At 66.1% G+C, this 23409-nt stretch carries 24 protein-coding genes; 12 read left to right on the top strand and 12 right to left on the bottom strand.

Features of this window, described 5'->3' with window-relative positions; translation table 11 throughout:
- The first annotated feature begins 3 nt into the window (after positions 1-3).
- Positions 4-996 carry a peptidoglycan bridge formation glycyltransferase FemA/FemB family protein gene (locus tag QK287_RS02960; protein WP_226773611.1) on the top strand — a complete coding sequence of 331 codons (993 nt, stop codon included), beginning with the start codon at positions 4-6 and terminating at the stop codon, positions 994-996.
- Between the two features lie 168 nt (positions 997-1164).
- On the opposite strand, the gene galE is transcribed toward QK287_RS02960, so the two are convergent.
- Both galE and glpX read right to left on the bottom strand, forming a co-directional pair.
- On the bottom strand, positions 1165-2139 hold the full coding sequence (galE, locus tag QK287_RS02955; RefSeq protein WP_226773612.1) for a UDP-glucose 4-epimerase GalE: 975 nt from the start codon (positions 2137-2139) through the stop codon (positions 1165-1167).
- Between the two features lie 107 nt (positions 2140-2246).
- Entirely contained in the window at positions 2247-3269 is a 1023-nt protein-coding gene (gene glpX, locus QK287_RS02950) for a class II fructose-bisphosphatase (protein WP_226773623.1), read from the bottom strand.
- Positions 3270-3495: 226 nt separating this feature from the next.
- Between glpX and QK287_RS02945 the strand changes: the two genes are divergently transcribed.
- The 5 genes from QK287_RS02945 to QK287_RS02925 all read left to right on the top strand — a co-directional run bounded on the left by QK287_RS02945 (position 3496) and on the right by QK287_RS02925 (position 8875).
- Positions 3496-4224, top strand: a complete 729-nt coding sequence (locus tag QK287_RS02945) for a DUF4245 domain-containing protein (RefSeq protein WP_226773613.1) — start codon at positions 3496-3498, stop codon at positions 4222-4224.
- Between the two features lie 9 nt (positions 4225-4233).
- Positions 4234-4848: a carbonic anhydrase gene (locus QK287_RS02940; RefSeq protein ID WP_226773614.1), complete on the top strand. Its 615-nt coding sequence runs from the start codon at positions 4234-4236 to the stop codon at positions 4846-4848.
- Positions 4849-4919: 71 nt separating this feature from the next.
- Positions 4920-6356 carry a class II fumarate hydratase gene (locus tag QK287_RS02935; protein WP_226773615.1) on the top strand — a complete coding sequence of 479 codons (1437 nt, stop codon included), beginning with the start codon at positions 4920-4922 and terminating at the stop codon, positions 6354-6356.
- A gap of 168 nt (positions 6357-6524) precedes the next feature.
- On the top strand, positions 6525-7205 hold the full coding sequence (locus QK287_RS02930; protein ID WP_282359414.1) for a TetR family transcriptional regulator: 681 nt from the start codon (positions 6525-6527) through the stop codon (positions 7203-7205).
- Positions 7202-8875, top strand: coding sequence for an MDR family MFS transporter (locus QK287_RS02925; protein WP_282359156.1), 1674 nt, complete (start codon positions 7202-7204; stop codon positions 8873-8875). Before QK287_RS02930 ends, QK287_RS02925 begins: the two co-directional genes overlap by 4 nt.
- Positions 8876-8953: 78 nt before the next feature.
- Here QK287_RS02925 and QK287_RS02920 read toward each other — a convergent pair whose 3' ends face one another.
- Both QK287_RS02920 and QK287_RS02915 read right to left on the bottom strand, forming a co-directional pair.
- Positions 8954-9424 carry an NUDIX domain-containing protein gene (locus QK287_RS02920; RefSeq protein ID WP_282359155.1) on the bottom strand — a complete coding sequence of 157 codons (471 nt, stop codon included), beginning with the start codon at positions 9422-9424 and terminating at the stop codon, positions 8954-8956.
- A gap of 37 nt (positions 9425-9461) precedes the next feature.
- Positions 9462-10025, bottom strand: coding sequence for an A24 family peptidase (locus tag QK287_RS02915; RefSeq protein WP_282359154.1), 564 nt, complete (start codon positions 10023-10025; stop codon positions 9462-9464).
- Positions 10026-10083: 58 nt separating this feature from the next.
- On the opposite strand from QK287_RS02915, the gene QK287_RS02910 reads away from it, so the two are divergent.
- Both QK287_RS02910 and QK287_RS02905 read left to right on the top strand, forming a co-directional pair.
- Positions 10084-10911, top strand: a complete 828-nt coding sequence (locus QK287_RS02910) for a hypothetical protein (RefSeq protein ID WP_226773519.1) — start codon at positions 10084-10086, stop codon at positions 10909-10911.
- Between the two features lie 48 nt (positions 10912-10959).
- Complete coding sequence (locus tag QK287_RS02905) at positions 10960-11610, top strand: GNAT family protein (RefSeq protein ID WP_282359153.1); 651 nt, start codon at positions 10960-10962, stop codon at positions 11608-11610.
- 313 nt (positions 11611-11923) lie between these two features.
- On the opposite strand, the gene QK287_RS02900 is transcribed toward QK287_RS02905, so the two are convergent.
- Both QK287_RS02900 and QK287_RS02895 read right to left on the bottom strand, forming a co-directional pair.
- Positions 11924-13366 carry a PhoH family protein gene (locus QK287_RS02900; protein WP_226773521.1) on the bottom strand — a complete coding sequence of 481 codons (1443 nt, stop codon included), beginning with the start codon at positions 13364-13366 and terminating at the stop codon, positions 11924-11926.
- A 233-nt stretch (positions 13367-13599) separates the two neighbouring features.
- On the bottom strand, positions 13600-14361 hold the full coding sequence (locus tag QK287_RS02895) for an isoprenyl transferase (RefSeq protein WP_226773529.1): 762 nt from the start codon (positions 14359-14361) through the stop codon (positions 13600-13602).
- 214 nt (positions 14362-14575) lie between these two features.
- Here QK287_RS02895 and QK287_RS02890 point away from each other — a divergent pair, with 214 nt between their 5' ends.
- Positions 14576-15238: a hemolysin III family protein gene (locus tag QK287_RS02890; RefSeq protein WP_226773530.1), complete on the top strand. Its 663-nt coding sequence runs from the start codon at positions 14576-14578 to the stop codon at positions 15236-15238.
- Between the two features lie 94 nt (positions 15239-15332).
- Here the strand turns inward: QK287_RS02890 and QK287_RS02885 are convergent, their stop codons facing one another.
- Positions 15333-15662: a hypothetical protein gene (locus QK287_RS02885; protein WP_282359152.1), complete on the bottom strand. Its 330-nt coding sequence runs from the start codon at positions 15660-15662 to the stop codon at positions 15333-15335.
- Positions 15663-15772: 110 nt separating this feature from the next.
- Positions 15773-16678 carry a mycothiol conjugate amidase Mca gene (gene mca, locus QK287_RS02880; protein WP_226773523.1) on the bottom strand — a complete coding sequence of 302 codons (906 nt, stop codon included), beginning with the start codon at positions 16676-16678 and terminating at the stop codon, positions 15773-15775.
- A 107-nt stretch (positions 16679-16785) separates the two neighbouring features.
- Here mca and QK287_RS02875 point away from each other — a divergent pair, with 107 nt between their 5' ends.
- The gene (locus QK287_RS02875) at positions 16786-17244 is read left to right on the top strand and encodes a DUF4307 domain-containing protein (RefSeq protein WP_226773524.1); all 459 of its coding nucleotides are present in this window, start codon (positions 16786-16788) and stop codon (positions 17242-17244) included.
- Positions 17245-17421: 177 nt separating this feature from the next.
- Entirely contained in the window at positions 17422-17916 is a 495-nt protein-coding gene (gene greA, locus QK287_RS02870; protein WP_226773525.1) for a transcription elongation factor GreA, read from the top strand.
- Positions 17917-17995: 79 nt separating this feature from the next.
- Here greA and QK287_RS02865 read toward each other — a convergent pair whose 3' ends face one another.
- From QK287_RS02865 to QK287_RS02850, 4 genes are read right to left on the bottom strand one after another with little or no spacing between them, the layout of a single operon-like run.
- Positions 17996-18610: a rhomboid family intramembrane serine protease gene (locus tag QK287_RS02865; protein WP_282359147.1), complete on the bottom strand. Its 615-nt coding sequence runs from the start codon at positions 18608-18610 to the stop codon at positions 17996-17998.
- 9 nt (positions 18611-18619) lie between these two features.
- Positions 18620-19858 carry a threonine ammonia-lyase gene (gene ilvA, locus QK287_RS02860; protein ID WP_226773527.1) on the bottom strand — a complete coding sequence of 413 codons (1239 nt, stop codon included), beginning with the start codon at positions 19856-19858 and terminating at the stop codon, positions 18620-18622.
- A gap of 3 nt (positions 19859-19861) precedes the next feature.
- Positions 19862-21139 (bottom strand): AI-2E family transporter, encoded by a 1278-nt coding sequence (locus QK287_RS02855; protein WP_282359145.1) that lies wholly within the window; start codon positions 21137-21139, stop codon positions 19862-19864.
- Between the two features lie 48 nt (positions 21140-21187).
- Complete coding sequence (locus QK287_RS02850) at positions 21188-22153, bottom strand: aldose 1-epimerase family protein (RefSeq protein ID WP_282359143.1); 966 nt, start codon at positions 22151-22153, stop codon at positions 21188-21190.
- A gap of 76 nt (positions 22154-22229) precedes the next feature.
- On the opposite strand from QK287_RS02850, the gene galK reads away from it, so the two are divergent.
- A complete protein-coding gene (galK, locus tag QK287_RS02845; RefSeq protein ID WP_282359142.1) occupies positions 22230-23390 on the top strand; it encodes a galactokinase in 1161 nt (386 codons plus the stop codon).
- Positions 23391-23409 lie beyond the last annotated feature (19 nt).

The following is a 23409-nucleotide window of genomic DNA, read 5'->3' as shown; positions in this document are numbered from 1 at the left end:
TCCGTGGACCACTTCCTGCAGAGCCCGGCGTGGGCCGATTTCCAGCGCAGCCTGGGCCGGACAGTACACCAGCGCTCCGGTCCCGGCTGGAGTTTCCTGGCCATCGAGGAAAGCAACCCGGCCGGAAAACTCCTCTACGCACCCTACGGCCCGGTCGCCGCCTCGCTGGCTGCTTTCGACGCCGCCGTCGCTGTGCTGACGGACCTGGCCCGCGGCTGCGGCGCGGTGTTTGTCCGGATCGAACCGGTCGATGCCGGTTTCACGGCCGCTGACGCCGATGCCGTGCTGCGCACGCGCGGCCTCCGTCCCGCCCCGGCCAACCAGCAGCCGGAACTCAGCTGGGTCGTGGATGTGGACCGCGACTTTAAAGACGTCCTCGCGGAGATGAAGCCGGCAAACCGCAACCTGTACCGGAACATCCACAAGAAGGGCGTAACGTTCCGCTCCAGCCAGGACGCTGGTGAGATCTCCGTGCTGCTGGGATTCCTGCATCTGACGGCGGCACGAAACGGTTTTAAGCCCCAAAGCGACGACTACCTCACTGCGGTGGCCAGCTCACTGATGCCGGCCGGTGCTGCGACGCTCTTCATTGCCGAACTCGAGGGCGAGCCCATTGCTGCATCCCTGGCCTACGATTCCTCGGACACCCGCGTCTATGCCCACGCCGCACTGGACGACGCGCACCGGAAGCTGAGCGCCGGCATTCCGCTGCTGGTCACACTGATGGCTGATGCCAAAGACAGGGGCCTGAAGTTCGTGGACCTGTGGGGCGTGGCACCGGCAGACCAGCCGGAGCACAAGTGGGCCGGGTTCACGGCCTTCAAGAAGTCCTTCGGCGGCCGTGAAGTCGCCTACCCCGGAACCTGGGATTTGCCGGTGCGGCCCCTGCGCTACGGCGGATACCAACTGGCCAGAAAGGTCGCGCAGGCCGCACGCCGCGTACTCGCGGCGGCGCGAAAGGTGCCTGTCCGGCTGCGCAGCGCGCTCCGCCGCTAGGTCTCCGCACCGCGGACCGGCTCACCCCCCTGCTGGACATGCCCCGCGTCAGGCTTGGCGAGTGGACACAACACCACTATGTCCACGCCCTGGCGTGACCAGCGGACATGTCCGTCGGTGGGGGCACGTCCCGGCCGCAAGACCGGACATGTCCGTCGGGAGGCGTCCCTAGTTGCCGGCTTCGGCAGCTTTCTTCTGCGCTTCGTAGGCACTGGCCACCATGTCCTCGACGGAGTGCCGCATTTTCCAGTCGAGGTCGCGTGCGGCCAGGGTGCCGTCCGCCACGATCCGGTCCGGGTCTCCTGTCCGGCGGGGTCCGATCTCCGGCTCGAAGTCGATGCCGGTCACCGCGGCCATCGCCGTCATAATCTGCCGCACCGAGAGCCCGTCGCCGGACCCGAGGTTGTAGACGCGTTCCAGCGGCCCACCGGCGGCGAGGGCCTGGGCGGCCGCGACGTGCGAGGTCGCCAGGTCGGCGACATGAACGTAGTCGCGCACGCAGGTGCCGTCGGCTGTGTTGTAGTCGATGCCGTTGATTCTTGGTGTTTTTCCTGCGGTTAAGGCGCGGAGCACTATCGGGAAGAGGTTGTGCGGGCTCGTGTCGTAGAGCTCGGGCGAGCCGGATCCGACGACGTTGAAGTAACGCAGCGAGGTGTGTTTGAGGCCTCTGGCCCTGCCCTGGTCACGGATCAGCCATTCGCCGATCAGCTTGCTTTCCCCATAGGGCGATTCCGGCTGCGTCGGAGTCTCTTCCGTAACAATGTCGCCGGCGGGGGTGCCGTAGGTCGCGGCGGAGGAGGAGAAGACCAGATTCTTCACCCCGGCTCGTTCCATCCCAGTCAGCAGCACCGCCGTGCCGGTGACGTTTTGCTCGTAGGTCAGCAGCGGTTCCTGCACGGAAACGCCAGCGTATTTGAAGCCGGCAAGATGGATCACGCCGGTTACCGAATGTTCCGCCAGGGTTCCGGTGACGAGGTCCAAGTCGAGAATACTGCCGTGCACAAAGGGCACGTCCGCCGGAACAAACTCGCGGTGCCCGCTCGAGAGCGAATCAATCACCACCGCCTGGATGCCGGCCCCGCGCAAAGCGGAGACCACATGCGAACCGATATATCCTGCGCCACCTGTTACGAGCCATGTCATGGTCCCACCCTACCTAACGACGACGGCCAGCGGCCGGCCGGAAACGCCGGATCCCGGGGCGCGGTCCGCGCCCCGGGATCCGGGTGTTCTGGCCGATCCGGCAGGCGCTAGTTCCTGCGCGCGTAGCCTTCCCACTTGCTGGCTTGGTGCTCGCCATCAACGAAGCGGATGGTCCCGGACTTGGACCGCATCACGATGGACTGGGTAAGAACCTTGTCCTTGGAGTAACGCACGCCCCTGAGCAGGTCACCGTCGGTGATGCCGGTCGCGGCGAAGTAGCAGTTGTCGCTGGAGACGAGGTCGTTGGTCGACAACACCCGGTCCAAGTCGTGTCCGGCGTCGATGGCCTTCTGCTTTTCGTCATCGCTGGTGGGCCACAGCCGGCCCTGGATCACTCCGCCGAGGGACTTGATCGCGCAGGCCGTGACGATTCCTTCCGGCGTTCCGCCGATGCCCATCAGCGCGTCAACCCCGGTGCCGGAGCGGGCCGCGGCGATGGCTCCGGCGACGTCGCCGTCCATGATGAACTTGGTCCGCGCGCCGGCTTCGCGGATTTCCTCCACAAGCGGGCGGTGCCGGTCCCGGTCGAGGATCATCACGTTGAGCTGGTTGACTTTGACGCCTTTGGCTTTGGCGATGAGGTGCAGGTTCTGTTTGACCGGCAGGCGCAGGTCAACCATGTCGGCCGCTTCCGGGCCGGTGACGAGCTTCTCCATGTAGAACACCGCGGAGGGATCGAACATCGAACCGCGCTCGGCCACGGCAAGGACGGCCAGGGCGTTGTTGATGCCCAGGGCGGTCAGCCGGGTTCCGTCGATCGGGTCAACGGCGACGTCGCACTCGGGGCCGGTGCCGTCACCGACGTGCTCGCCGTTGAAGAGCATCGGGGCTTCGTCTTTTTCACCTTCGCCGATCACCACAACACCGTTGAAGTGGACGGTCTGGAGGAAGGAACGCATAGCGTCGACGGCGGCGCCGTCGGCCTTGTTCTTGTCCCCAAAACCCACCCAGTGGCCACCGGCGATGGCGGCTGCTTCGGTGACGCGGACCAGTTCCAAAGCAAGGTTGCGGTCCGGCTCGTCGATACCGACGGCGAGCGACGGGGAGAGCGTGGAGTACTTCTGGGTCATTGGCGCTGGTGTCACGTGAACCTCTTCTTCGAGTGGCGATCATTGAAGCCGCACGGACAGGATCGATCCGCGGCGGTGATTCGTATCATGGTGATCTCGTCTGCTACTGATCATAGTCGCGGTGGAAAGCTGCGTCGTGGAATGACCAATCCGTGAACGTTATGCCCCGCGGCCGGCCCCGCCCGGCCGAATGTGAGATCGGCCCGGAATGGGCGACTATAGAGGGGTGAGCGAATTGCAGGAAACACCCCCAGCAGCCCGGGCCGGCAACGCCGGCAGCGCCGGCCCGAATGTGCCCGGCGCGCCGGACCAACCGCCCGTTAAGCCAGTCCTGAGCGCCGGAGCGGCCAAGCGGGCGAACGCCTCGGTGCTCGGCATGATCATTGCGCTGGTCCTGAGCATTGCGGCATTCCTGCCGATCGTCCTGATGAACCCGTCGCCCAAGACCGACGGCTACCGGCCCAACATCGATGTCAGCGCCGTGGCGCGCAACGCGGCCGGTGTGGCAGGATTCACACCCGCGGCCCCGGAAACCGGCGACACATTCCGCGCAAATTACGCCCGCTGGGAATCGGGCGCGGGCAGCGGCGTCCCGACGTGGGAAGTGGGCTACCTCACCCCCAAGGAGTCCTTCATTGCCCTGGTGCAGGCCCGGCAGTCCAATCCCACGTGGCTGCTGCAGCAGGTGAAGAGCGCGCCCGTGACCGGCACCCGCAGCGCCGGCGGACGCGATTGGGAACTCCGTGACACGGGCAAGGGTGAGAAGAGCATGGTGCTTGCCGACGCCGGCGGCACCACGGTTATCCTGACCGGATCCGCGCAGCTGGACGAATTCACGCTGCTCGCTGCCGCCGTGGTGAAGTCACTCGAGGGCACTTCCGGTGCGGCCGGCGGCGCGTCACCAGGGAGCTCCGCGGACGCAACAGGTTCGCCGTCGCCCGCCCCTTCGCCGTAAGGTAGGGCCGTGGCCACCTATCTCACCCCTTCCCTTGCCTGGCGCCGCCTGCGCGAAGGCAACGATCGCTTTGTTGCCGGCGAATCGTCCCATCCCAACCAGGACGCGTCCCGCCGTTCCTCGCTGGTGGAGAACCAGCACCCATTTGCGGTGATCTTCGGCTGCTCGGATTCCCGGCTGGCCGCTGAGATTATCTTCGACCTCGGCCTTGGCGATGCATTCGTGGTCCGCACCGCGGGCCACGTAATCGACGACGCCGTCCTCGGCTCGCTCGAGTACAGCGTCAGCGTCCTCTCGGTGCCGCTGATCGTCGTCCTCGGGCATGACAGCTGCGGCGCGGTCACGGCCACCAAGAACGCCATGGAGACCGGGCAGATGCCCGTCGGCTTTATGCGCAGCCTGGTCGAACGCATCACGCCGTCGGTGCTGACCTCGCTGCGCAACAACCAGAACGACATCAACGACATGGTGGTTGAAAACGTCAAACAGACATCACAGCGGCTCGTGGACAGCTCACGGGTGATATCCGATGCTGTCGGGGGTGGCCGGGCCGCCGTGATCGGCCTCGCCTACAGCCTGTCCGACGGCAGGGCGGACCTCGTCTTCGAAATCGGCGAGCTCTAGTTTCCTGCCACTGCAGGCAGCATGCTCTTCACGGTTTTCGATGGGACGCCTCCGCCCAATAAGCTAGCCCCATGACTTCCACAGAAGAATTGAACACCGAAGAGTTCCGCATCGAACACGACACCATGGGCGAAGTCCGCGTCCCGGTGAACGCCTTGTATCGCGCCCAGACGCAACGAGCCGTGGAAAACTTCCCGATCTCGGGCAAGACCCTTGAGCGCGCCCACATCGAGGCCCTCGCCCGGGTCAAAAAGGCGGCAGCACAGGCCAACGCAGAACTGGGAGTACTCGACGGCGAGCTCGCCCAGGCGATCGCTGATGCTGCTGACGAGGTGGCCGCCGGCAAGTACGACGGCGATTTTCCGATCGACGTGTTCCAGACCGGGTCGGGGACCTCGTCGAACATGAACACCAACGAGGTCCTTGCCGAACTGGCCACCCGTGCGCTTAAGGCCGCCGGCAGCGACAAGGTGGTCCACCCCAATGACCACGTCAATGCTTCGCAGTCTTCCAACGATGTTTTCCCCACCTCGGTCCATGTGGCCGCCACCTCTGCCCTGATCAACGACCTGATCCCGGCCCTCGGCTACCTTGCGGAATCCCTGGAGCGCAAGTCCGTTGAGTTCAAGGACGTTGTAAAATCCGGCCGCACGCACCTGATGGACGCCACCCCGGTGACGCTGGGCCAGGAGTTTGGCGGCTACGCCGCGCAGGTCCGCTACGGCGTCGAGCGGGTTAATGCCGCGCTGCCCCGGGTCGCTGAAGTTCCGCTCGGCGGCACCGCCGTCGGTACCGGCATCAACACCCCGGCAGGTTTCCCGGAGCGGGTTATCGAGCTGCTTGCCGCTGATACCGGCCTGCCGCTGACGGAGGCACGCGACCACTTTGAGGCGCAGGCCAACCGTGACGGCCTGATCGAGGCATCCAGCCAGCTCCGCAACATCGCGATCTCCTTTATGAAGATCAACAATGACCTGCGCTGGATGGGTTCCGGTCCCAACACCGGCCTCGGCGAAATCTCGATCCCGGACCTGCAGCCGGGTTCCTCGATCATGCCCGGCAAGGTCAACCCGGTGATCTGCGAGGCCTCCATCATGGTCTGCGCCCAGATCATCGGCAACGACACTGCCATCGCCTGGTCCGGCACCAACGGCGCCTTCGAGCTCAATGTCGGCATCCCCGTGATGGCCGCCAACCTGCTTGAGTCCGTGCGGCTGCTGGCCAACACCAGCCGCGTGATGGCCGACAAGATGATCGACGGCATCACCGCCAACGTCGAGCGGGCCCGTTTCCTGGCCGAGGCGTCACCGTCGATCGTCACGCCGCTGAACAAGTTCATCGGTTACGAGAACGCCGCCAAGATCGCAAAGAAGGCAGTGGCCGAAGGCCTGACCATCCGCGAGACAGTAGTGGCTATGGGCTTCCTGGAACGCGGCGAACTGACCGAGGGGCAGCTGGACACCGCGCTGGACGTAATGTCCATGACCCGGCCGCCGCACAAAGCCTAGGCACCGCGGGCGGCGGCGCCCGCTCAGCGAACTAAACGTCCTTCGTCGGCCGGCACCTTTTCGCAAGGGTGCCGGCCGACGTCGTTCCTCCGGTTGGCCACCCCGGCGGCGGTATGCTGCCCAAGGCCGGATTTCGGAATTTTGCACTTTAAGATATTGAGTGCAAATATGTACTTTGTGATTAATAGTGCAAAACATGAGTGCGGACTCCGCGAACGCAAACGGGCCGCAACGAGGGCGGCAATTACCGCCGTCGCGCGCACCATGACGGCCGAGCTGGGACTCAACGGCTACACGGTGGAGGAAGCCTGCGAACGCGCGGGCATCTCCCGCCGGACGTTCTTCAACTACTTCCCGACCAAGGAAGATGCCATCATCGGACACGTCGACGACGACTTCCCTGCCGACGTGGTGCGGCGCTTCGTCGAAGGCGGTGCAGGTTCGCCGGCCGGCGAAATCTCCCCGACCCTGCTCTCTGACCTCGTGCGCCTGGCCCTTGTGTTGTCCGAACAGATGACCGCCAGCGAGGAAGAAACCCGCCAGCTGATCGCCGTCGTCCAAAAGGAACCACAGCTGATGCTGCGGATTATTGGCGCCTCGGAACAACGCGAAGGCCAAATCGCGCGGATGCTTGCGGTCCGGGAGCAGGTTCCCCCGGACCACCCGGTGGTCCGGATGGCGGTTCTTCTGTTCGGCAGCATCACCCGCAAAACGAGCGCCGCCTACTTCTCGGCGGACAACACCCGCCCGTACCGGGAGATGCTGCTCGACAACGTCGCGGCAGCCCGCACCTTTTTCTCGCAGACCCTGGATATTGACCCCGCCCCCTCCACCGAAGGACCCCAATGAGTTCTGCCGTCACCACCCCGGCAGCGCCCACGCCGCTGCTCCTGACCCAGAAACGGATCTGGATCATATTTTCCGCGCTGATCGCGGGCATGCTGCTCTCAAGCCTCGACCAGACGATCGTCTCCACCGCCATGCCCACCATCGTTGGGAAACTCGGCGGCGTGGAACACCAAGCCTGGATCACCACGGCCTATCTGCTGGCGACCACGATCGTTATGCCGATCTACGGCAAGTTCGGCGACATCCTGGGCCGGCGCAACCTTTTCCTGGTTGCCATCGCCCTTTTTACGCTGGCTTCGGTCGGCTGCGCCTTTGCCACTGACTTCTGGGGCTTCGTGATCTTCCGCGCCGTCCAGGGCCTGGGCGGCGGCGGTCTCATGATCCTCTCCCAGGCGATCATCGCCGACATTGTTCCGGCCAAGGACCGCGGAAAGTACATGGGCCCGCTCGGCGCCATCTTCGGCCTGTCCGCAGTGGCCGGTCCGCTGCTGGGCGGCTATTTTGTGGACCACCTGACCTGGGAATGGGCCTTCTACATCAACATCCCGATCGGCATCGCGGCTTTTACCATCGCGTGGTTCACACTGACCCTGCCGAACAAGAAGGCCGAAAAGCGGATCGACATCCTGGGCGTACTCCTGCTGTCCGCGGCCACCACTTGCCTGATCTTCTTCACCGATTTCGGCGGCAAAAAGGATGAAGGCTGGGATTCCCCGCTGACCTGGGCCTTTGGTGCCGGCACCGTGCTGGCCGCCGTGGCATTTGTTCTCGTGGAGCGCAAGGCCGAGGACCCCATCATCCCGCTGAACCTGTTCAAAAACCGGATCTTCGTGAACTCCACGGCGATCGGCTTTACCCTTGGCCTGGGCATGTTTGCCGCGATCGCGTTTGTCCCCACGTTCCTGCAGATGTCCGCCGGCACCTCCGCCGCGGAATCCGGGCTGCTGATGCTGCCGATGATGGTGGGGCTGATGGGCATGGCAATCTTCTCCGGCATCAGGATCTCCAAGACCGGCAAGTACAAGATGTTCCCGATCCTCGGCGCTGTCCTGACCATTGCCGCAATGCTGTGGCTGACCACGCTCACGGCGGCGACCCCCATCTGGATCATCTGCGTCCAGCTTTTCATCTTCGGTGCGGGCCTGGGCTCCATCATGCAGGTGATAGTGCTGGTGGTGCAGAACTCCGTGCCCGCTGAACAGATCGGCACGGCAACCAGCACCAACAATTACTTCCGCGAAGTGGGAGCCTCGCTGGGTGTGGCCGTCTTCGGTTCCATCTTCACCGCCCGGCTCTCGGAGTCACTGGCCCGGGCATTCACCGGGGCAGGCGCCTCGGCCGAAGAGGCCTCACAGTCCACCCGGACCCTCGATCCGCAGGCCCTGAGCCAGCTCCCGGCCCAGCTCAAGGACGCCATCGTCAACGCCTACGCCGATTCGCTGGCCCCGGTGTTTTGGTACCTGCTGCCGTTCCTCGCGATCGCCCTGGCGCTGGCGCTGACGCTGCGGCAGATCCCGCTCGCTGACACCGCCGGCATGGTAGCCCGGGGCGAAGCAGTGGGCGGCGAGGAAGCAGACCGTTTGGAGGCCGAACGCCGGGCCGGGACCAAAGCCGTTGCGGGTCAAACTGATGCGGCACCGGCAGCGGAACTGCACAGCCTGGACCGCTAGACGCCGGAGCTTAGCTTGCCGGGACGCCGTACCCCTTTGGGTTGCGGCGTCCCTGCGTGCGTGCCGGGCCGGCGGCTGTCAGCGCCGGAAGTGCGCGTCCCCGGCCGCTGGTGCGGCACGTTTGATGCTCTCCAGATGCCCGGGCGGCAACTCGGGAAAATCCTCCGGCCGGAACCAGTCCACGGCGAGGGACTCGTCGTCGTTGACACGCGCATCCCCGGAAATGTAGCGGCACCGGAACACCAGGGTCAGGAAGTGGCAGACGTCGCCGTTCGGATAGGTGGTGGGCCCGACGGAGTCCACCGAGACAAGCCGTTCAGCCGCGGCCACAACGCCGGTCTCCTCCAGGATTTCCCGCAGTATGCCCGCGGCAGCCTCTTCCCCGGGCTCCAGAATCCCGGTGATCAGTCCCCATTTGCCGTTGTCCGCCCGCTGGCCGAGGAGGACCCTGCCGTCGTCGTCGAACACAACGGCCCGGGCTCCGGGAATCCAGAGGCTCTCATGGCCGATCCTGGCGCGAAGCTTGAGAATGAAGTCGGGGGTAGCCATACCCCCAGCCTAGCCAGCGGACGCTGTAGTCCCCGCCTTAGCCGGCAGGCAGGAGCAGCATGGCCGCCGCGGTGCCGGCCAGCATAAACGGTCCGAAGGGAATGCTCGATTTGACCGTCCCGCGCCGCGAAACGATCAGCGCCAGGCTCCATAGTCCGCCGAGCAGGAACGCAGCGAAGGTCCCGGCAAAAACGTGCTGCCAGCCGAGGAACCCCAGATACATTCCGAGTACCCCGGCGAGCTTAACGTCGCCAAATCCCATCCCCGGCGGATACACGGCCCGGAGCAGGAAGTAGAAAACCCACAGCGCCGCTCCCCCGGCCACCACACGCAGTCCGGGCAGCCCGAAGAGTCCGGCACCGCCGTCCGGCACCGCCGCCAGCGCGGGGGCGCCCGCCGCCGCATGGGCGGCCACCGAACCCAGCAGCAGCGCAGCGGCGACCGCGTAGGCCGGAAACACGATCCGGTCCGGTAGCAGATGGTGCCTGACGTCGATGACGGCGAGCCGGACGGCTGTCACCGCCAGGAAGAGGCACGCCAGCAGCACCAGCCAGAAGGCCAGCGGCGCCACTTCCCCCAGCCCGCCGAGTCGTTGGATCATCCTCGGATGCTACGGGAAATTCCGCTGCCGTGGCCGGGCACGCGCGTAAACTGTGGATATGGCCGGATGGGAAAGTTCGTACGCGCGCGGGCCAAGCGGCCCCGGGGACCCCGGGGAGCAGGCCGCCGCGTTCCGTAACCTGTGCCGTTCCTCGCCATGGCGGTGGCAGTCCCTGCGCTTCGAGTACGTGGACCGTCCTCTCGCCGACGGTTCCGCCGCATCCCTTAACGGCAATCCCCAGGGCCTGGTGCGTGCGTGGCTGCGCCGCCCCGGAGCCCTGCGGCTGGAGTCCGCGGACGGGCTGGTCCTGCAAAGCACCACCGGGATCAATGATTCCCGTGACGTGTTCTACGTCAGCTCGACCAGGAAGACCTGGCTGCTGCCGCCCCACCTCGTTACCCCGGTCTACGATGACCGCGGCCTGGTCCGGCGCCGCCCCGAAGCCGCCTACGGCGAGCCAGGCTTCGGCAACGGCCGATTCGCCGCAGCCCTCGACCCGGTGGAACTGGCAGGCAACGCCCCGGTGCCGTTGGAGTTTCCCGCGGCCAACGCCGTGGAGCTTGGCACCATCAAGGACGTGATGCACGAGGGCCGCCCAGCACTGGAATGCACCGTAACCCCGAACCCCGGCTACCGTCCCGGCGACCCCGGGGCGCCGCTGTGCCGGCCAGGGCGCACCCTGGTAAGGATCGACGCCGGCACGGGCGTCTGTGTGGCGAGCCGCTGGCTGGAAGTTGGCGGGCCCGGCCACGAACCGGACGGGTATGGGCATTGGCTCCGGATCCTTGCCGTGGACGAGTACATGCTCGATGACCTGTTCCTCGCCGAGTCCATGAACCTGACGGATGTCCGCAGGCACATTAGTTGGGAAATCCCGGCCGGCTGACGGCGCGTATGACTGGCCGGGTGCGCGCGGCGCGGCTAGGCTTCCCGGATGACTGAACTCGCCCGCTTCTGGCCGCCCTTCGGCCTCACCCTGACCACACCCCGGCTGGTGTTGCGGCCGATCCGGGACGAGGAGATCCCCGCGGCTGCGCAGGCTGCCTTGACCGGCATCCACGAACCGGGCCGCAGCCCCTTCAGCAACCCGTGGGCGGAGGCTCCGGCCGAGGAGCTCGGCCGGAACATGGCCCAGTGGTACTGGCGGTGCCGCGGAAACATGTCCCCGCAGGAATGGACCCTGCTGCTGGGCATCTGGCTCGACGGCGAATTCATCGGCTGCCAGGACATCGAGGCCAAGGATTTCGCCACCCTCAAGACGGTGAGCACCGGTTCCTGGTTGAAGCAGGGCGCGCAGGGCACGGGGCTTGGCAAGGAGATGCGGGCCGCGGTAGCCCTCTACGCCTTCGACTGGCTCGGCGCGGAGGTCGCGGAATCCGAAGCGGCCCTCTGGAACCAGCAGTCCCTCGGCGTCTCCCGTTCCCTCGGCTACGAACTCAACGGCGTTGCGCGCGCCGCCTGGGGAGGCCGGCGCCAGGAAACCCAGAAGGTCCGTCTCACCCCCGCCACGTTCAACCGCCCCGACTGGACGCTGCAGGTCCAAGGCCACGAACCCACGGCGAAGTACCTGGAGATCCAGAGCTAGCCGAAGCGTGGCAGCGGCGTCCCGCCACCGCTTAGACACCTCCCGTCGCTCCGCTGCGGTCGCTGGGCGACCTTCGCTTCGCTTTGGTCGGCGATGCGCTCCTTAGCGGAACACCGCAGCCCCGCGAAGGTGTGACGCTTTCCAGCCGCGCCGGGGGTCCTTCGCGTAGGAGCGCATCGCGACGCGTGCTGCCCCAAAGGTCGCCCAGCGACCGAAGCGGGCGGCAACCGTCGTGTCTAAGCGACGGCGAAGGTGCCGCGGCCCGGCGAACCCAGCCACGGCCCCCCGCACAGGCGAGCCAAAGACCGAGGACTTAGATCTCCGCCCCTTCGAGCAGTTCGGTCACCAACGCGGCGATCGGCGAGCGCTCCGAACGGGTGAGGGTGACGTGGCCGAAGAGCGGGTGTCCCTTGAGTGTCTCGACGACGGCGGCCACGCCGTCGTGCCGGCCGACCCGGAGGTTGTCGCGCTGGGCGACGTCGTGGGTGAGGACAATCTTGGAGTTCTGCCCGATCCGGCTCATCACTGTCAGCAGCACGTTCTTCTCGAGCGACTGGGCCTCATCCACGATCACAAACGCGTCATGCAGCGAACGCCCGCGGATGTGGGTCAACGGCATCACTTCGAGCATGCCGCGGTCCATCACTTCCTCCACGACTTCCTGGCTGACCAGTGCCCCGAGCGTGTCAAAGACGGCCTGCGCCCACGGGTTCATTTTCTCCGCTTCGGAACCGGGCAGGTAGCCAAGCTCCTGGCCGCCCACGGCGTAGAGCGGACGGAAGACAATCACCTTGCGGTGTTCCTGGCGCTCCAGGACCGCCTCAAGCCCCGCGCACAGGGCCAGCGCCGACTTCCCGGTGCCGGCCCGGCCGCCGAGGGACACAATACCGACCGCGGGGTCCATCAGCAGGTCGATCGCCAGCCGCTGTTCGGCTGACCGCCCGTGCAGCCCGAAGACGTCCCGGTCACCCCGCACCAGCCGGACCTGTTTGTCAGCCCCTACCCGGCCCAGGGCAGAGCCCCGCGGCGAGAGCAGCACCAGGCCGGTGTTGGTCGGCAGCTCCGCGGCTTCCGGGATGAAGACGGGCTCGTGGCCGTAGAGCGTCGAGACGTCCTGCTCGCTGGCATCAATTTCCGCGACGCCGGTCCAGCCGGAGTCCTTAACGAGTTCGTTGCGGTACTCGTCGGCCTGCAGGCCCATGGCCGACGCTTTGACACGCATTGGGAGGTCTTTGGACACCACAGTGACGTCCCGGCCTTCGTTGGCAAGGTTCTTGGCGACGGCGAGGATCCGGCTGTCGTTGTCCCCGCCGCGGAAGCCGGCCGGGAGCACCTCGGATGAAATGTGGTTCAGCTCCACCATCAGCGTGCCGCCGTCGTGGCCGAGCGGGATGGGTCGGTCGAGTCCGCCGTGCTGGACCCGCAGGTCATCGAGGAGCCGGAGCGCCTTGCGGGCGAAATAGCCGAGCTCGGGATCGTGGCGCTTGCCTTCCAGTTCGGTGATGACGACTATCGGCAGAATCACTTCGTGTTCCGCGAAGCGCAGCAGGGCCCGCGGGTCAGAGAGCAGCACCGAGGTGTCGATCACGAAGCTCCGGGCCGGTTCCGGTTGTGCTGTTCCTTCCCCGGAAACAGCAAGACCGGCTCCAGCGGCGCTCTGCCCTGTACCGGTCTCTGCGGTGGCTCGCTTGGCGCGAGAGGTAGCTTTCTGTCCCTGGTCGCTCGCAACGTCGGGCAGTTGTTCAGAAATAGCCACATCGACTCCAGCCCCGGGGCGTATGCCCGGAATTGTTAGTGGTGAGGCGGCTCGGCCTTGAGGCCGGACACGGCCTCCCATACACCCGGTGCGAACTTCCGCTCCATGTACTGGCCTCCCCGATCAGCCGGCGGCTTGCCTGCTGATGGGATTAACGTACGTCCCGCGGGCGGCGTTTGGTTGTCCATTCCCCGGCGATTCCTGTTGCCATCGGGTGAACACGGGATGACGCGTCAGGAGCCGTAGCGCCGTTGCCTGCCGGCGTAGTCGCGCAGGGCCCGCAGGAAGTCCACTTTCCGGAAGGCCGGCCACAGGGCTTCGCAGAAATAGAACTCGCTGTAAGCACTTTGCCACATCAGGAACCCTGATAGCCGCTGCTCCCCGGAGGTCCGGATCACGAGGTCCGGATCGGGCTGGCCGCGGGTGTAGAGGAAACGTGAGATGTCATCAACACTGAGTTCCTCGGAGAGTTTCCCGATGTCCGCACCGCGTCCGACGGCGTCGTGCAGCAGTTCCCGGACGGCATCGACGATTTCACGGCGACCGCCGTAGCCGACGGCAACATTGACGTGGAGCTTCTCGCGCGCCGGGGTACGGGCCGTGAGCCGGTTGAGCCGGGCGGCGAGGTAATCGGGGAGCAATTCCGGTGCACCCATGGCGTGGACCGAAATCTCGGCGTCCCCGTCCAGCCTGTCCAGCGTGTTGGCAATGATACCCATCAGCAGGTCCAGTTCTTCGCCGGAACGGCTCATGTTGTCAGTGGACAGCATGTACAGGGTTACCACCTTGACGCCCAGTTCCTGGCACCAGCCGAGGAACTCGTGGATCTTGTCGGCACCGGCCTGGTGTCCCTGGCTGGTTGGAGCGTTGAACTGCCGCGCCCAGCGGCGGTTGCCGTCCACCATGACGCCGATGTGCCGGGGGATGCGTTCCGGGTCCAGGGAGCGCTGTAACTTGCGCTCATAGAAGCCATAGAGGAACCCGGGCATTTCCATCCGGAGTTTCACCTGGCTTCCTTGAAGTACGACGTCAGTGCACAACCTAGGCTACCTGCCGCGGTGCCGGCCGTGGCGCATGAACGTGACGATTCTGCACCGGGCATCTTGTTACTCGAAGGTAACTTACTGCGCCGTAGTTTATTATTGCGGCATGGAAAGCAACAGTCCCGAGCCCCGGCCGGATGAGCCTGCGGAGCGCGGGACCGGCCCGATGGACGACGCTGCCGTGCGACTGGCCGAACTCCTGATGATCAAACCCAAGTGGCGCGGCTGGATCCACACCGTGACGGCTCCGCTGGCACTGGCAGCGGGCCTGGTCCTGGTGCTGCTGGCACCGACGCCGGACCTGAAGATTGCGTCCGCGGTCTACGCCTTCACCGGTGTCCTGTTGTTCGGCATCAGCGCCATCTACCACCGCGGGAACTGGTCAGCGGGCGTAAAGATCGTGTTGAAGCGGCTGGACCATACCAACATCATGCTGGTCATCGCCGGCAGCTACACGCCGCTCGCCTGGGCGCTCCTGGACCGGCCCAAAGCCGAAGTGCTGCTGTGGGTGATCTGGACCGGGGCCATCCTGGGCGTGCTGTTCCGCTTGCTGTGGACGGACGCGCCGCGGTGGCTGTACGTGCCGATCTACATTGCACTGGGTTGCGGCGCGCTGTTCTACCTGCCGGACTTTTTTACCGCCAATGTCGCCGCTGCCGTGCTGATTTGTGCCGGCGGTGCCCTCTACATCACCGGCGCCGTCTTCTACGCGATGAAAAAGCCGAACTTCAGCTATGAACACTTCGGTTTCCACGAGCTCTTCCACGCACTCACGGTTTTTGCTTTCGCTGCGCACTACATCGCCATTGCCATAGCCGTGCTGAGCTAGAGTCCGCATCCACGCCCCGCGGCACCGGGGAGGTGCGCAAGCTGTCTTCGACGACGGCGCCACCCTACGGTGCCGGACCGCGGCTGGGGAGTCGTCAGTGGTTTCCGGGTTCTGCCTTGCCGGTGGTCTCCGGGCTGTCCGCGGGCCGGCCGGATTCACGGGCTGCGGGGGTCTTCGCAGCTCCGTCATTGGCGGCTGCTCCGGCGGCGGCCATGCGTTCCTCCTCCACCTGGGCGCGGTACCGGACCCGGCGGATCCGCCGGACCATGTCCACAATCAGGAGCGCCGTCAGCACCACGATAAAGGCCGTCAGGAGGAACCCGAGCAGGCCGGGCGTGACCTGATCCTGGGAGAGGCCCTCACGCAGTGACGGCGACGGGGCGGGAGCCGGGGAGGTTGCCAGGGCGATAAGCAAGGGATGCACGGTGAGGACCTTCTGTGGGGCTGGTTGGCGGTCCGGCGGGGCGGGACGCGGAGCTGCGTTGGAACGGCTTCCACGACGTCTTCTACACGTCATAGAAAAGCCCTTTAGCTCTATCTTAGCCCGGCGAAGAAGTCCTTTTCCGGCAGTTCCGAGCTAACCCGGGATTGGATCAGCGAGTAGTCCTCCCAGGGCCAGACCCGGCGCTGCATTGCCGGTGTGACGGCGAAGAAGAAGCCTTCCGGGTCAACCTGGGTGCGGTGGGCACGGAGCGCGTCGTCGCGGGCTTCGAAGAAATCCCCGCACTCGATCTGGGTGGTCGTCGGATGGGTGGGCGCCGGCGGGGTGTGGCCTTCCGCGTCGGCTTCGAGCCAGGCAGCGATGCGCTCGGCGTAGGGCGACTGGAGACCGGTTTCCTCCAGCGCCACATGCAGGGCATGGAAACGTTCGGGGCTGAACGCACGGTCGTAGTAGAGCTTGCTCGGCGCCCAGGCTGCGCCGGCCTCCGGGTAGCGGGCCGGGTCACCTGCGGCTTCGAAGGCCTCGACGGCAACACGGTGGGCCATAATGTGGTCCGGGTGCGGGTAGCCACCGTTCTCGTCGTAGCTCAGGATGACTTGGGGCTTGAAGCTGCGGACCAGCCGGACGAGGGGCGCTGCCGCCTGTTCCAGCGGCAGCGTCGCGAAAGAGCCAACCGGCAACGGCGGGAGCGGATCACCTTCGGGCAACCCGGAGTCGACGAAACCGAGCCAGCGCTGGCGGACTCCCAGTACCGCGGCGGCACGCGCCATCTCCAGGTTGCGGGCTCCGGCCATATCGCGTTTGGGGTGCGGCATGGCCGCCATGGCCGGATTCTGGATGTCACCGCGCGAGCCGTCCGTGCAGGTGGCCACCAGGACGTCAACGCCGGCTGCGGCGTACATGGCCATCGTGGCGGCACCCTTGCTGGATTCGTCGTCGGGATGCGCATGGACGGCCAACAGCCGGAGCGGCGCTGACGAGGTGGTGGACGCTGTCATCGTGGACGGCTCCTCTTTCATCTTCAGGGACAGGAATATTGGCGGGCACAACAAGCCGGATCGGCGCCACGGTGAACAGCGCGCCCGATCCACACTAAACTGAAGCAGTGACTTCCAAGGATCAGCCTGCCGCGCCCGCGCCGGTATCTCCCAGCCTAGCCAATCGTTACGGTGGTCAAAAGCCGGCGCTGAGCCGCAAGGCAAAACGCGCCATCCTCGTGCTGGCCCTCGCGGTCGGGCTGGCCTTTTTGGCATGGGTCGCGGCGTCCAACGCGACAGCGAGCGTCACCTCCAAGGACATCGGCTACAGCACCCCGGACGCCACGGTCGCGGAGGTCGATTTTCAGGTCACCAAGGAACCGGGCACGGCAGCGAAATGCGCTGTCAAAACGCTGGATGCCAAGTTCGCCGTCGTCGGCTGGAAGGTCGTGGACATTGCCCCCAATGCCGCCGACGCGGGAACCGACGGCGGGCGCACCACCTCCCACCGCGCCACTGTGCGCACCGAGTCCCAGGCCGTCTCCGGCCTCGTGGACACTTGCTGGATCCCTGACGCAAGCAAATAGCGCAACGTACGGACTCGGTTCGGGAACACGGTGTGATCCAGGCCGCAGCAATCTTTGGTTTATCCAAGGGATTGACTACAATGGATCAATACCTTTGCCCCGCTGAGCTGGTTACTGCGTCCTAAAAGTGGCCACCGTGGCGGGGTCTTTGCTTGTTTGACCATAAAGGAGAAGTCCGTGTCTACCACCAACAGCGCAACTGCAGCTTGGCTTACCCAGGAAGCTTTTGACCGCCTGAAGGCAGAGCTGGACCACCTCTCCGGCCCCGGCCGGGCGGAAATCGTCCAGAAGATTGAGGCCGCCCGCCAGGAAGGCGACCTCAAGGAAAACGGCGGCTACCACGCGGCCAAGGAGGAGCAGGGCAAGATCGAAGCCCGCATCCGCCAGCTGACCGCGTTGCTCCGGGACGCCCATGTGGGCGAATCCCCTGCCGATGACGGAATCGTCGAGCCCGGCATGATTGTTGTTGCCAAAATCGCCGGCGACGAGGAGTCGTTCCTGCTCGGCTCACGGGAGATCGCGGGTGACTCGGATCTTGACGTCTTCAGTGAGAAGTCCCCCCTGGGCGCTGCCATCGTCGGCCACAAGGAGGGCGACAAGCTCAGCTACACCGCCCCGAACGGCAAGGACATCACGGTGGAGATCATCTCCGCCAAGCCGTACGCCGGCTGACCTGCCCTGAACCGCCAGCAGCAAACGACGCCGGCCCTCCCCCACGGGAGGGCCGGCGTCGTTCGTTGCCAGGTTGCCGCTAGTTCGCGCGGGTAGCGGCCCGGGGCGAACGCAAAAGCAGGGCTGCGAGTACTCCGCCGATTGCGCCGCCCAGGTGCGCCTGCCAGGAGATGAACGCCGTCACAGTGGGCAGTACACCGAACAGGATGCCGCCGTAGCTCAGGAAGAGCACCACCGAGAGCAGGATCTGCCACCAGTTGCGGTTGAAAAAGCCGCGCACCAGCAAAAACGCGAGGAGCCCGAAAACCAGGCCCGACGCCCCAACCGTGACGCGCAAACCGCCGATCAGCCACACCGCCGCGCCCGAGGCCAGCCAGCTCAGCGCCAGTGTGGTAAAAAACACCCGCAGCCCTGAGAGCAACACCAGGAAACCGAAGATGATCAACGGAAGTGTGTTGGAGAACAGGTGCGCCAGGTTCGCGTGCAGCAGCGGGAACGTCAGGATGTCCAGGATCCCGTCGGGGCTGCGCGGCCGCAGGCCGAACACGCCATTGAGCGAATGCTGCAGCAGGGTGTTGATGATCTCGATGACGTAGAGCACCAGCACAAACGAACCCACGACCAGCAATCCCGTGCGGGCACGCCCGGCTGTGGTGTCGCCGGCACGCGGCCTGCCGCTGGTGGAGTTAAGCACAGTGGTCCCCTAATGCACAACGATCGGTTGGAAGCCTTCGGCCCGCAGCGCCGCGAGGACTTTCTCGCCGTGCTCGTGGCCCTTTGTTTCCAGGTTCACCGTGATGGACACATCGCCCATACTGATCGAACCGCCCACCCGGGTGTGGTCCAGACCCGTCACGTTGGCGTCGTTCTCGGCGATGATCCGGGCGATCGTCGCCAGTGAGCCGGGACGGTCGTCAAGCATCATCCGGACGGTCATGTACCGGCCGGCGGCGGAGAGCCCGCGCTGGATGACCTTGAGCATCAGCATCGGATCGATGTTCCCGCCGGAGAGCACCACGGCCACGGTGCCGGGATTTTCGATCTTTCCTTCCATCAGGGCAGCAACCCCCACGGCCCCGGCCGGCTCCACCACCATTTTGGCCCGTTCGAGCAGGAAGATCAGCGCCCGGGCGAGGGCGTCCTCGCTGACGGTGACGACGTCGTCGACAAGTTCCCTGATGATGCTGAAGGGCAGCTGGCCCGGCCGGCCGACGGCGATGCCGTCGGCCATCGTGGACACGCGTTTGAGCGGGACTAGGGCGTCCGCGGCGAGCGACGGCGGGTAGGCGGCGGCGTTCTCGGCCTGGACGCCGATGATCCTGATCTCCCGGCCGAGTTCCTTGGCCCTGGCCTTTACGGCCACGGCCACCCCGGCGAGCAGCCCGCCGCCGCCGACGCCCATCAGGATGGTGTCGACCTGGGGCAGCTGTTCCAGGATTTCCAGCCCCACGGTGCCCTGCCCGGCGACGATGTCGACGTCGTCAAAGGGGTGGACGAAAACTGCGCCGGTCTCGTCCGCATAGCGTTTGGCTTCGGCGAGGGCCTCGTCAACATTATGGCCGTGCAGGACCACTTCGGCCCCGTGGCTGCGGGTCGCGGCGAGCTTGGGCAACGCGACGCCGAGCGGCATGTAGATGCGGGCATTGATGCCCAGGCTCTTGGCGGCAACGGCCACGCCCTGGGCGTGGTTGCCGGCCGAGGCCGCCACCACGCCGCGCTTCTTCTCCGCCGGGGAGAGTTTGGCCATCCGGACGTAGGCACCACGGACTTTAAAGGAACCGGCCCGCTGCAGGTTCTCACACTTGAGGAACACCTCGCCGCCGACCATCCCGCCCAGGGCGCGGGAGGATTCAACGGGCGTCCGCGTAATGATCCCGTCGAGCAGCTTCTGCGCCTCCAGGACATCGTCCAGCGTGACGGGCAGGCTCTCGAGGGTGTTCACGAACTAGTCTCCTTCTGTTGGCTCAGTACCGGCATCGTCGCCGCGACCGGCGGCTGCGCCCGGCAGCCGGGCGTCCCTCACGGTGGTATCGGCGCCGGCTGCAGGAACAGGGAAGCCCTGCTGGCCCGCGGTGGCCGACGCACTTTTATGTTCCCACGTTCTGCCCGCAATGTAGCGAATCGACGAGTTTGCTACGGCGAGGATGGGAACGGAGAACAGGGCTCCGGGAATCCCGGCGAGATAGGAGCCTGCGGCGACGGCGAGGATCACGGCCACCGGGTGCAGCGATACAGCCTTGCCCATAACCAGCGGCTGCAGGATGTGGCTCTCCAGTTGCTGGACCAGCAGGACGATGCCCAGCATAATCAAGGCGTTGACCCAGCCGTTGGCGACGAGGGCCAGCAGGACGGCAACGGCGCCGGTCACGAGGGCGCCGATAATCGGGATAAAGGAGCCCAGGAACACCAGCACGCCCAGCGGCAACGCCAGCGGCACACCGATAACTGCCGCACCCACACCGATCCCCACCGCGTCCACAAAGGCCACGAACATCTGGATCCGCGCGTAGCTCACCATCGAGGACCAGCCCACCCGCCCGGCCCCGTCCGTCGCGGGGCGGGCCTGCCTGGGCAGCAGCCGGACAAGGAAGGCCCAGATGCGGTCCCCTTCCAGCAGGAAGAAGATGAGGATAAAAAGCGCCAGGACCATTCCGGCAGCGAAATGCCCGGCGGTGCTGCCGAAGGACAGAGCGCCGTTGAGGATGCTGCTGCTGTTGTTCTGCAAGGCGGCGGTGCCGTCCTGCAGGTACTGGTCGATCTGGGCCGCCGTCAGGTGCAGCGGGCCGTCCGCGAGCCAGACCTGGACTTTTTGGACTCCGGTCAGGGCCTGACTCCACAGTTCGGCGAAACCGGACGTGAGCTGCCGGCCGACAAGTGCCAGGGAACCGCCGATCACACCGATAAAGCCCAGGACGGTGAAGGCGACGGCGAGGCCGTTCGGGACGTGGCTTCTCCGGAGCAGGTCCTTGACCGGGGCCAGCAGCCCGGCGAGGAGGGCCGCAACCATCACCGGAATCACCAGAAAACTGATCCTGCCCAGCAGCCACACGAGGGCACCGGCCACAACAATGATGAGCAAGAGCCGCCAGGACCAGGACGCCGCGATCCGCACGCCGTACGGGATGTCCTCGTCGATTTCCCGGTCCGTGACGGACCGCAGCGGTGCGGCCGGGCCGTGTGTGGTCGGCCGGTTCGGCAAGGCGGCATCGTCAGCTGGCGTCATAGCCCAATGATTCACCAGCGCCGCCCGGATGGGAAACCCGGAGCCCGCTCAGCGCTTGAGGTCCGCGCTGATGCCCCACGTCATCGTGAACGGTTCCCCCGGGTCCAGCCAGCGGAGACCGTCGCCGCTGTTAAAGGCATTGGCCGGCCCGGTCATGGGTTCAAGGGCCACCGCTTTGGTCCGGCCGGGAAATTCGGTAGTGACAAAAACATGGACGTAGCCGCAGTTGGCCTCCTGCCAGAGGGTCACACTTTGGCCGTCCGGCGCGCTGAGGGTGTGGCGGGCGATGCCGCCGTCGAACTCCAGATCCGTGTAGGCAGCATCGATATCCAGTGCCGCGACGGGCCGTCCGGCACGCAGGTCAAAGTCCCCGCTGGCCGGTTCGGTGCTGCGCGGAATGAGCCGGCCGTCCGTCACGAGCCTGGTGCGGGCGCGGACCGTGAGCGTGAGCTCCTCGCCGGGCAGCTCCCCCAACCGGAGATAGGGGTGCGCGCCCAGGACAAAGGGGGCCGGTTCCTGCGAGTCGTTGACGAGGCTCTGCCGCACCACCAGGCCCAGGTCCCCGGCGAGTTCGTAGCGGACCCGGTGGCGGAGCAGGAATGGATAGCCGTGCTGGGGAAAGATCACTGCTTCGAGGGTGACCGAGAACTCCGATTCCTCCACCAGCATGTAAGCGGTGTTGCGCAGCAGCCCGTGGCTGGCGTTGTTGCGCGAGACCTCGGTGATGTCGAGCTGTTGTTTTTTGCCGTTGAGGTACCACAGCCCGTCTTCCACCCGGTTGGCCCAGGGCGCCAGGGTGATGCCGGTGGCACCGGGCGGAATCTCGGCCTCGCCGTAGCTCTCGGTCAACTGGGTGCCGCCGCGGCTGTAGACCCGAAGGCCGGCTGCCAGTTCGGTCACCACGGCCAGGGCGTCACCGCGCCGCAGCTCGTATTGCCTGCCGGAGGCATAACGCCGCGCCCTGCCGCCGCCTGCCGCGGATTCGTTGTGGGGAACGAAGCTCGTCTGATCCATGCGCACCACCGTACAGACCGGCCCGGCAATCCGTATAGCGTGGACCCATGAGCCGCATCACGTTAGCCGCACAGCCATGACCCGGCCGCCGGGCACTGGCGAACTGGCGGCCCGGTTCCACAGCGCGTTCGGGGTGGCCCCCGACGGCGTCTGGCAGGCCCCGGGCCGGGTCAACCTGATCGGCGAGCACACCGATTACAACGAGGGGTTCGTGCTGCCGTTTGCGATCGACAAGGCAGCCCGGGTGGCCGTCCGGATCCGGCCCGATTCGACCCTCCGGCTGCTGTCCACGTTCGGCAACCAGGGAATGACGACGGCCAACGCCGGCGCCCTGGACCGCGGCACGGCCCGAGGCTGGACGAAGTATCCACTCGGTGTTCTCTGGGCACTGCAGCAGCGCGGGCTCCCGGTCCCGGGCCTGGACATCCTCCTGGCCTCGGACGTACCCCGGGGGGCCGGGCTGTCCTCGTCCCATGCCATTGAATGCGCCGTCATTACGGCGCTGAATGAACTTACTGCTGCCGGGCTGGGTGTGGACGAGATGGTGCTGGCCACCCGGCAAGCGGAGAACGACTTTGTCGGCGCGCCGACCGGCATCATGGACCAGACCGCCTCCTTGCGCGGCGCGGCCGGGCAGGCCGTGTTCCTGGACTGCCGGGACCGGAGCTTCCGGCTCGTGCCCTTCGATGCCGAAAGCGCCGGGCTGGTCACGCTTGTGATCGACACCAAGGTGTCGCATTCCCACTCCGCCGGCGGCTATGCCGCCCGGCGGGCCGCCTGCGAACTCGGCTCGGAGGTCCTCGGGGTACAGGCCCTTCGCGACGTCGAACTCGAGGACCTGGCGGAAGCTGCTGGACTTCTGGACGACAAGACGTTCCGTCGGGTGCGGCACGTTGTGACGGAAAACAACCGTGTGCTGCAGATCCTCGAGCTGCTCGGCAGCGCCGGGCCCGCCGCGATCGGGCCGGTGCTGGATGCGTCCCACGCCTCGATGCGCGACGACTTCGAGATCTCCTGCGCCGAGCTGGATCTCGCGGTGCACGCCGCCCGTTCGGCCGGCGCCCTCGGCGCCAGGATGACCGGTGGCGGCTTCGGCGGCTCAGCGATTGCGCTCACCCCGGTGGCGGCCCAACGGCAGGTCCGTGCCGCCGTCGAACAGGCCTTCGGCGCTGCCGGTTTTGCACCGCCGGACATCTTTACCGTGCGTCCCGCCGCAGGAGCCCTGCGCCTGGCCTGACCGGAGCGTAGGCTGGGCG

The organism is Arthrobacter sp. AL05 (genome assembly GCF_029960715.1).
GTDB lineage: Bacteria > Actinomycetota > Actinomycetes > Actinomycetales > Micrococcaceae > Arthrobacter.
This window is presented reverse-complemented; position numbering and strand designations above follow the sequence as displayed.

Bases quoted from the DNA above. Each gene is read 5' to 3' on its own strand.
- galE (WP_226773612.1), bottom strand. From the start codon at position 2,139: ATGACATGGCTCGTAACAGGTGGCGCAGGATATATCGGTTCGCATGTG.
- glpX (WP_226773623.1), bottom strand. From the start codon at position 3,269: ATGACCCAGAAGTACTCCACGCTCTCCCCGTCGCTCGCCGTCGGTATC.
- QK287_RS02935 (WP_226773615.1), top strand. From the start codon at position 4,920: ATGACTTCCACAGAAGAATTGAACACCGAAGAGTTCCGCATCGAACAC.
- QK287_RS02930 (WP_282359414.1), top strand. From the start codon at position 6,525: ATGTACTTTGTGATTAATAGTGCAAAACATGAGTGCGGACTCCGCGAA.
- QK287_RS02925 (WP_282359156.1), top strand. From the start codon at position 7,202: ATGAGTTCTGCCGTCACCACCCCGGCAGCGCCCACGCCGCTGCTCCTG.
- QK287_RS02920 (WP_282359155.1), bottom strand. From the start codon at position 9,424: ATGGCTACCCCCGACTTCATTCTCAAGCTTCGCGCCAGGATCGGCCAT.
- QK287_RS02915 (WP_282359154.1), bottom strand. From the start codon at position 10,025: ATGATCCAACGACTCGGCGGGCTGGGGGAAGTGGCGCCGCTGGCCTTC.
- QK287_RS02910 (WP_226773519.1), top strand. From the start codon at position 10,084: ATGGCCGGATGGGAAAGTTCGTACGCGCGCGGGCCAAGCGGCCCCGGG.
- QK287_RS02905 (WP_282359153.1), top strand. From the start codon at position 10,960: ATGACTGAACTCGCCCGCTTCTGGCCGCCCTTCGGCCTCACCCTGACC.
- QK287_RS02895 (WP_226773529.1), bottom strand. From the start codon at position 14,361: ATGGAAATGCCCGGGTTCCTCTATGGCTTCTATGAGCGCAAGTTACAG.
- QK287_RS02890 (WP_226773530.1), top strand. From the start codon at position 14,576: ATGGACGACGCTGCCGTGCGACTGGCCGAACTCCTGATGATCAAACCC.
- mca (WP_226773523.1), bottom strand. From the start codon at position 16,678: ATGACAGCGTCCACCACCTCGTCAGCGCCGCTCCGGCTGTTGGCCGTC.
- QK287_RS02855 (WP_282359145.1), bottom strand. From the start codon at position 21,139: ATGACGCCAGCTGACGATGCCGCCTTGCCGAACCGGCCGACCACACAC.
- QK287_RS02850 (WP_282359143.1), bottom strand. From the start codon at position 22,153: ATGGATCAGACGAGCTTCGTTCCCCACAACGAATCCGCGGCAGGCGGC.
- galK (WP_282359142.1), top strand. From the start codon at position 22,230: ATGACCCGGCCGCCGGGCACTGGCGAACTGGCGGCCCGGTTCCACAGC.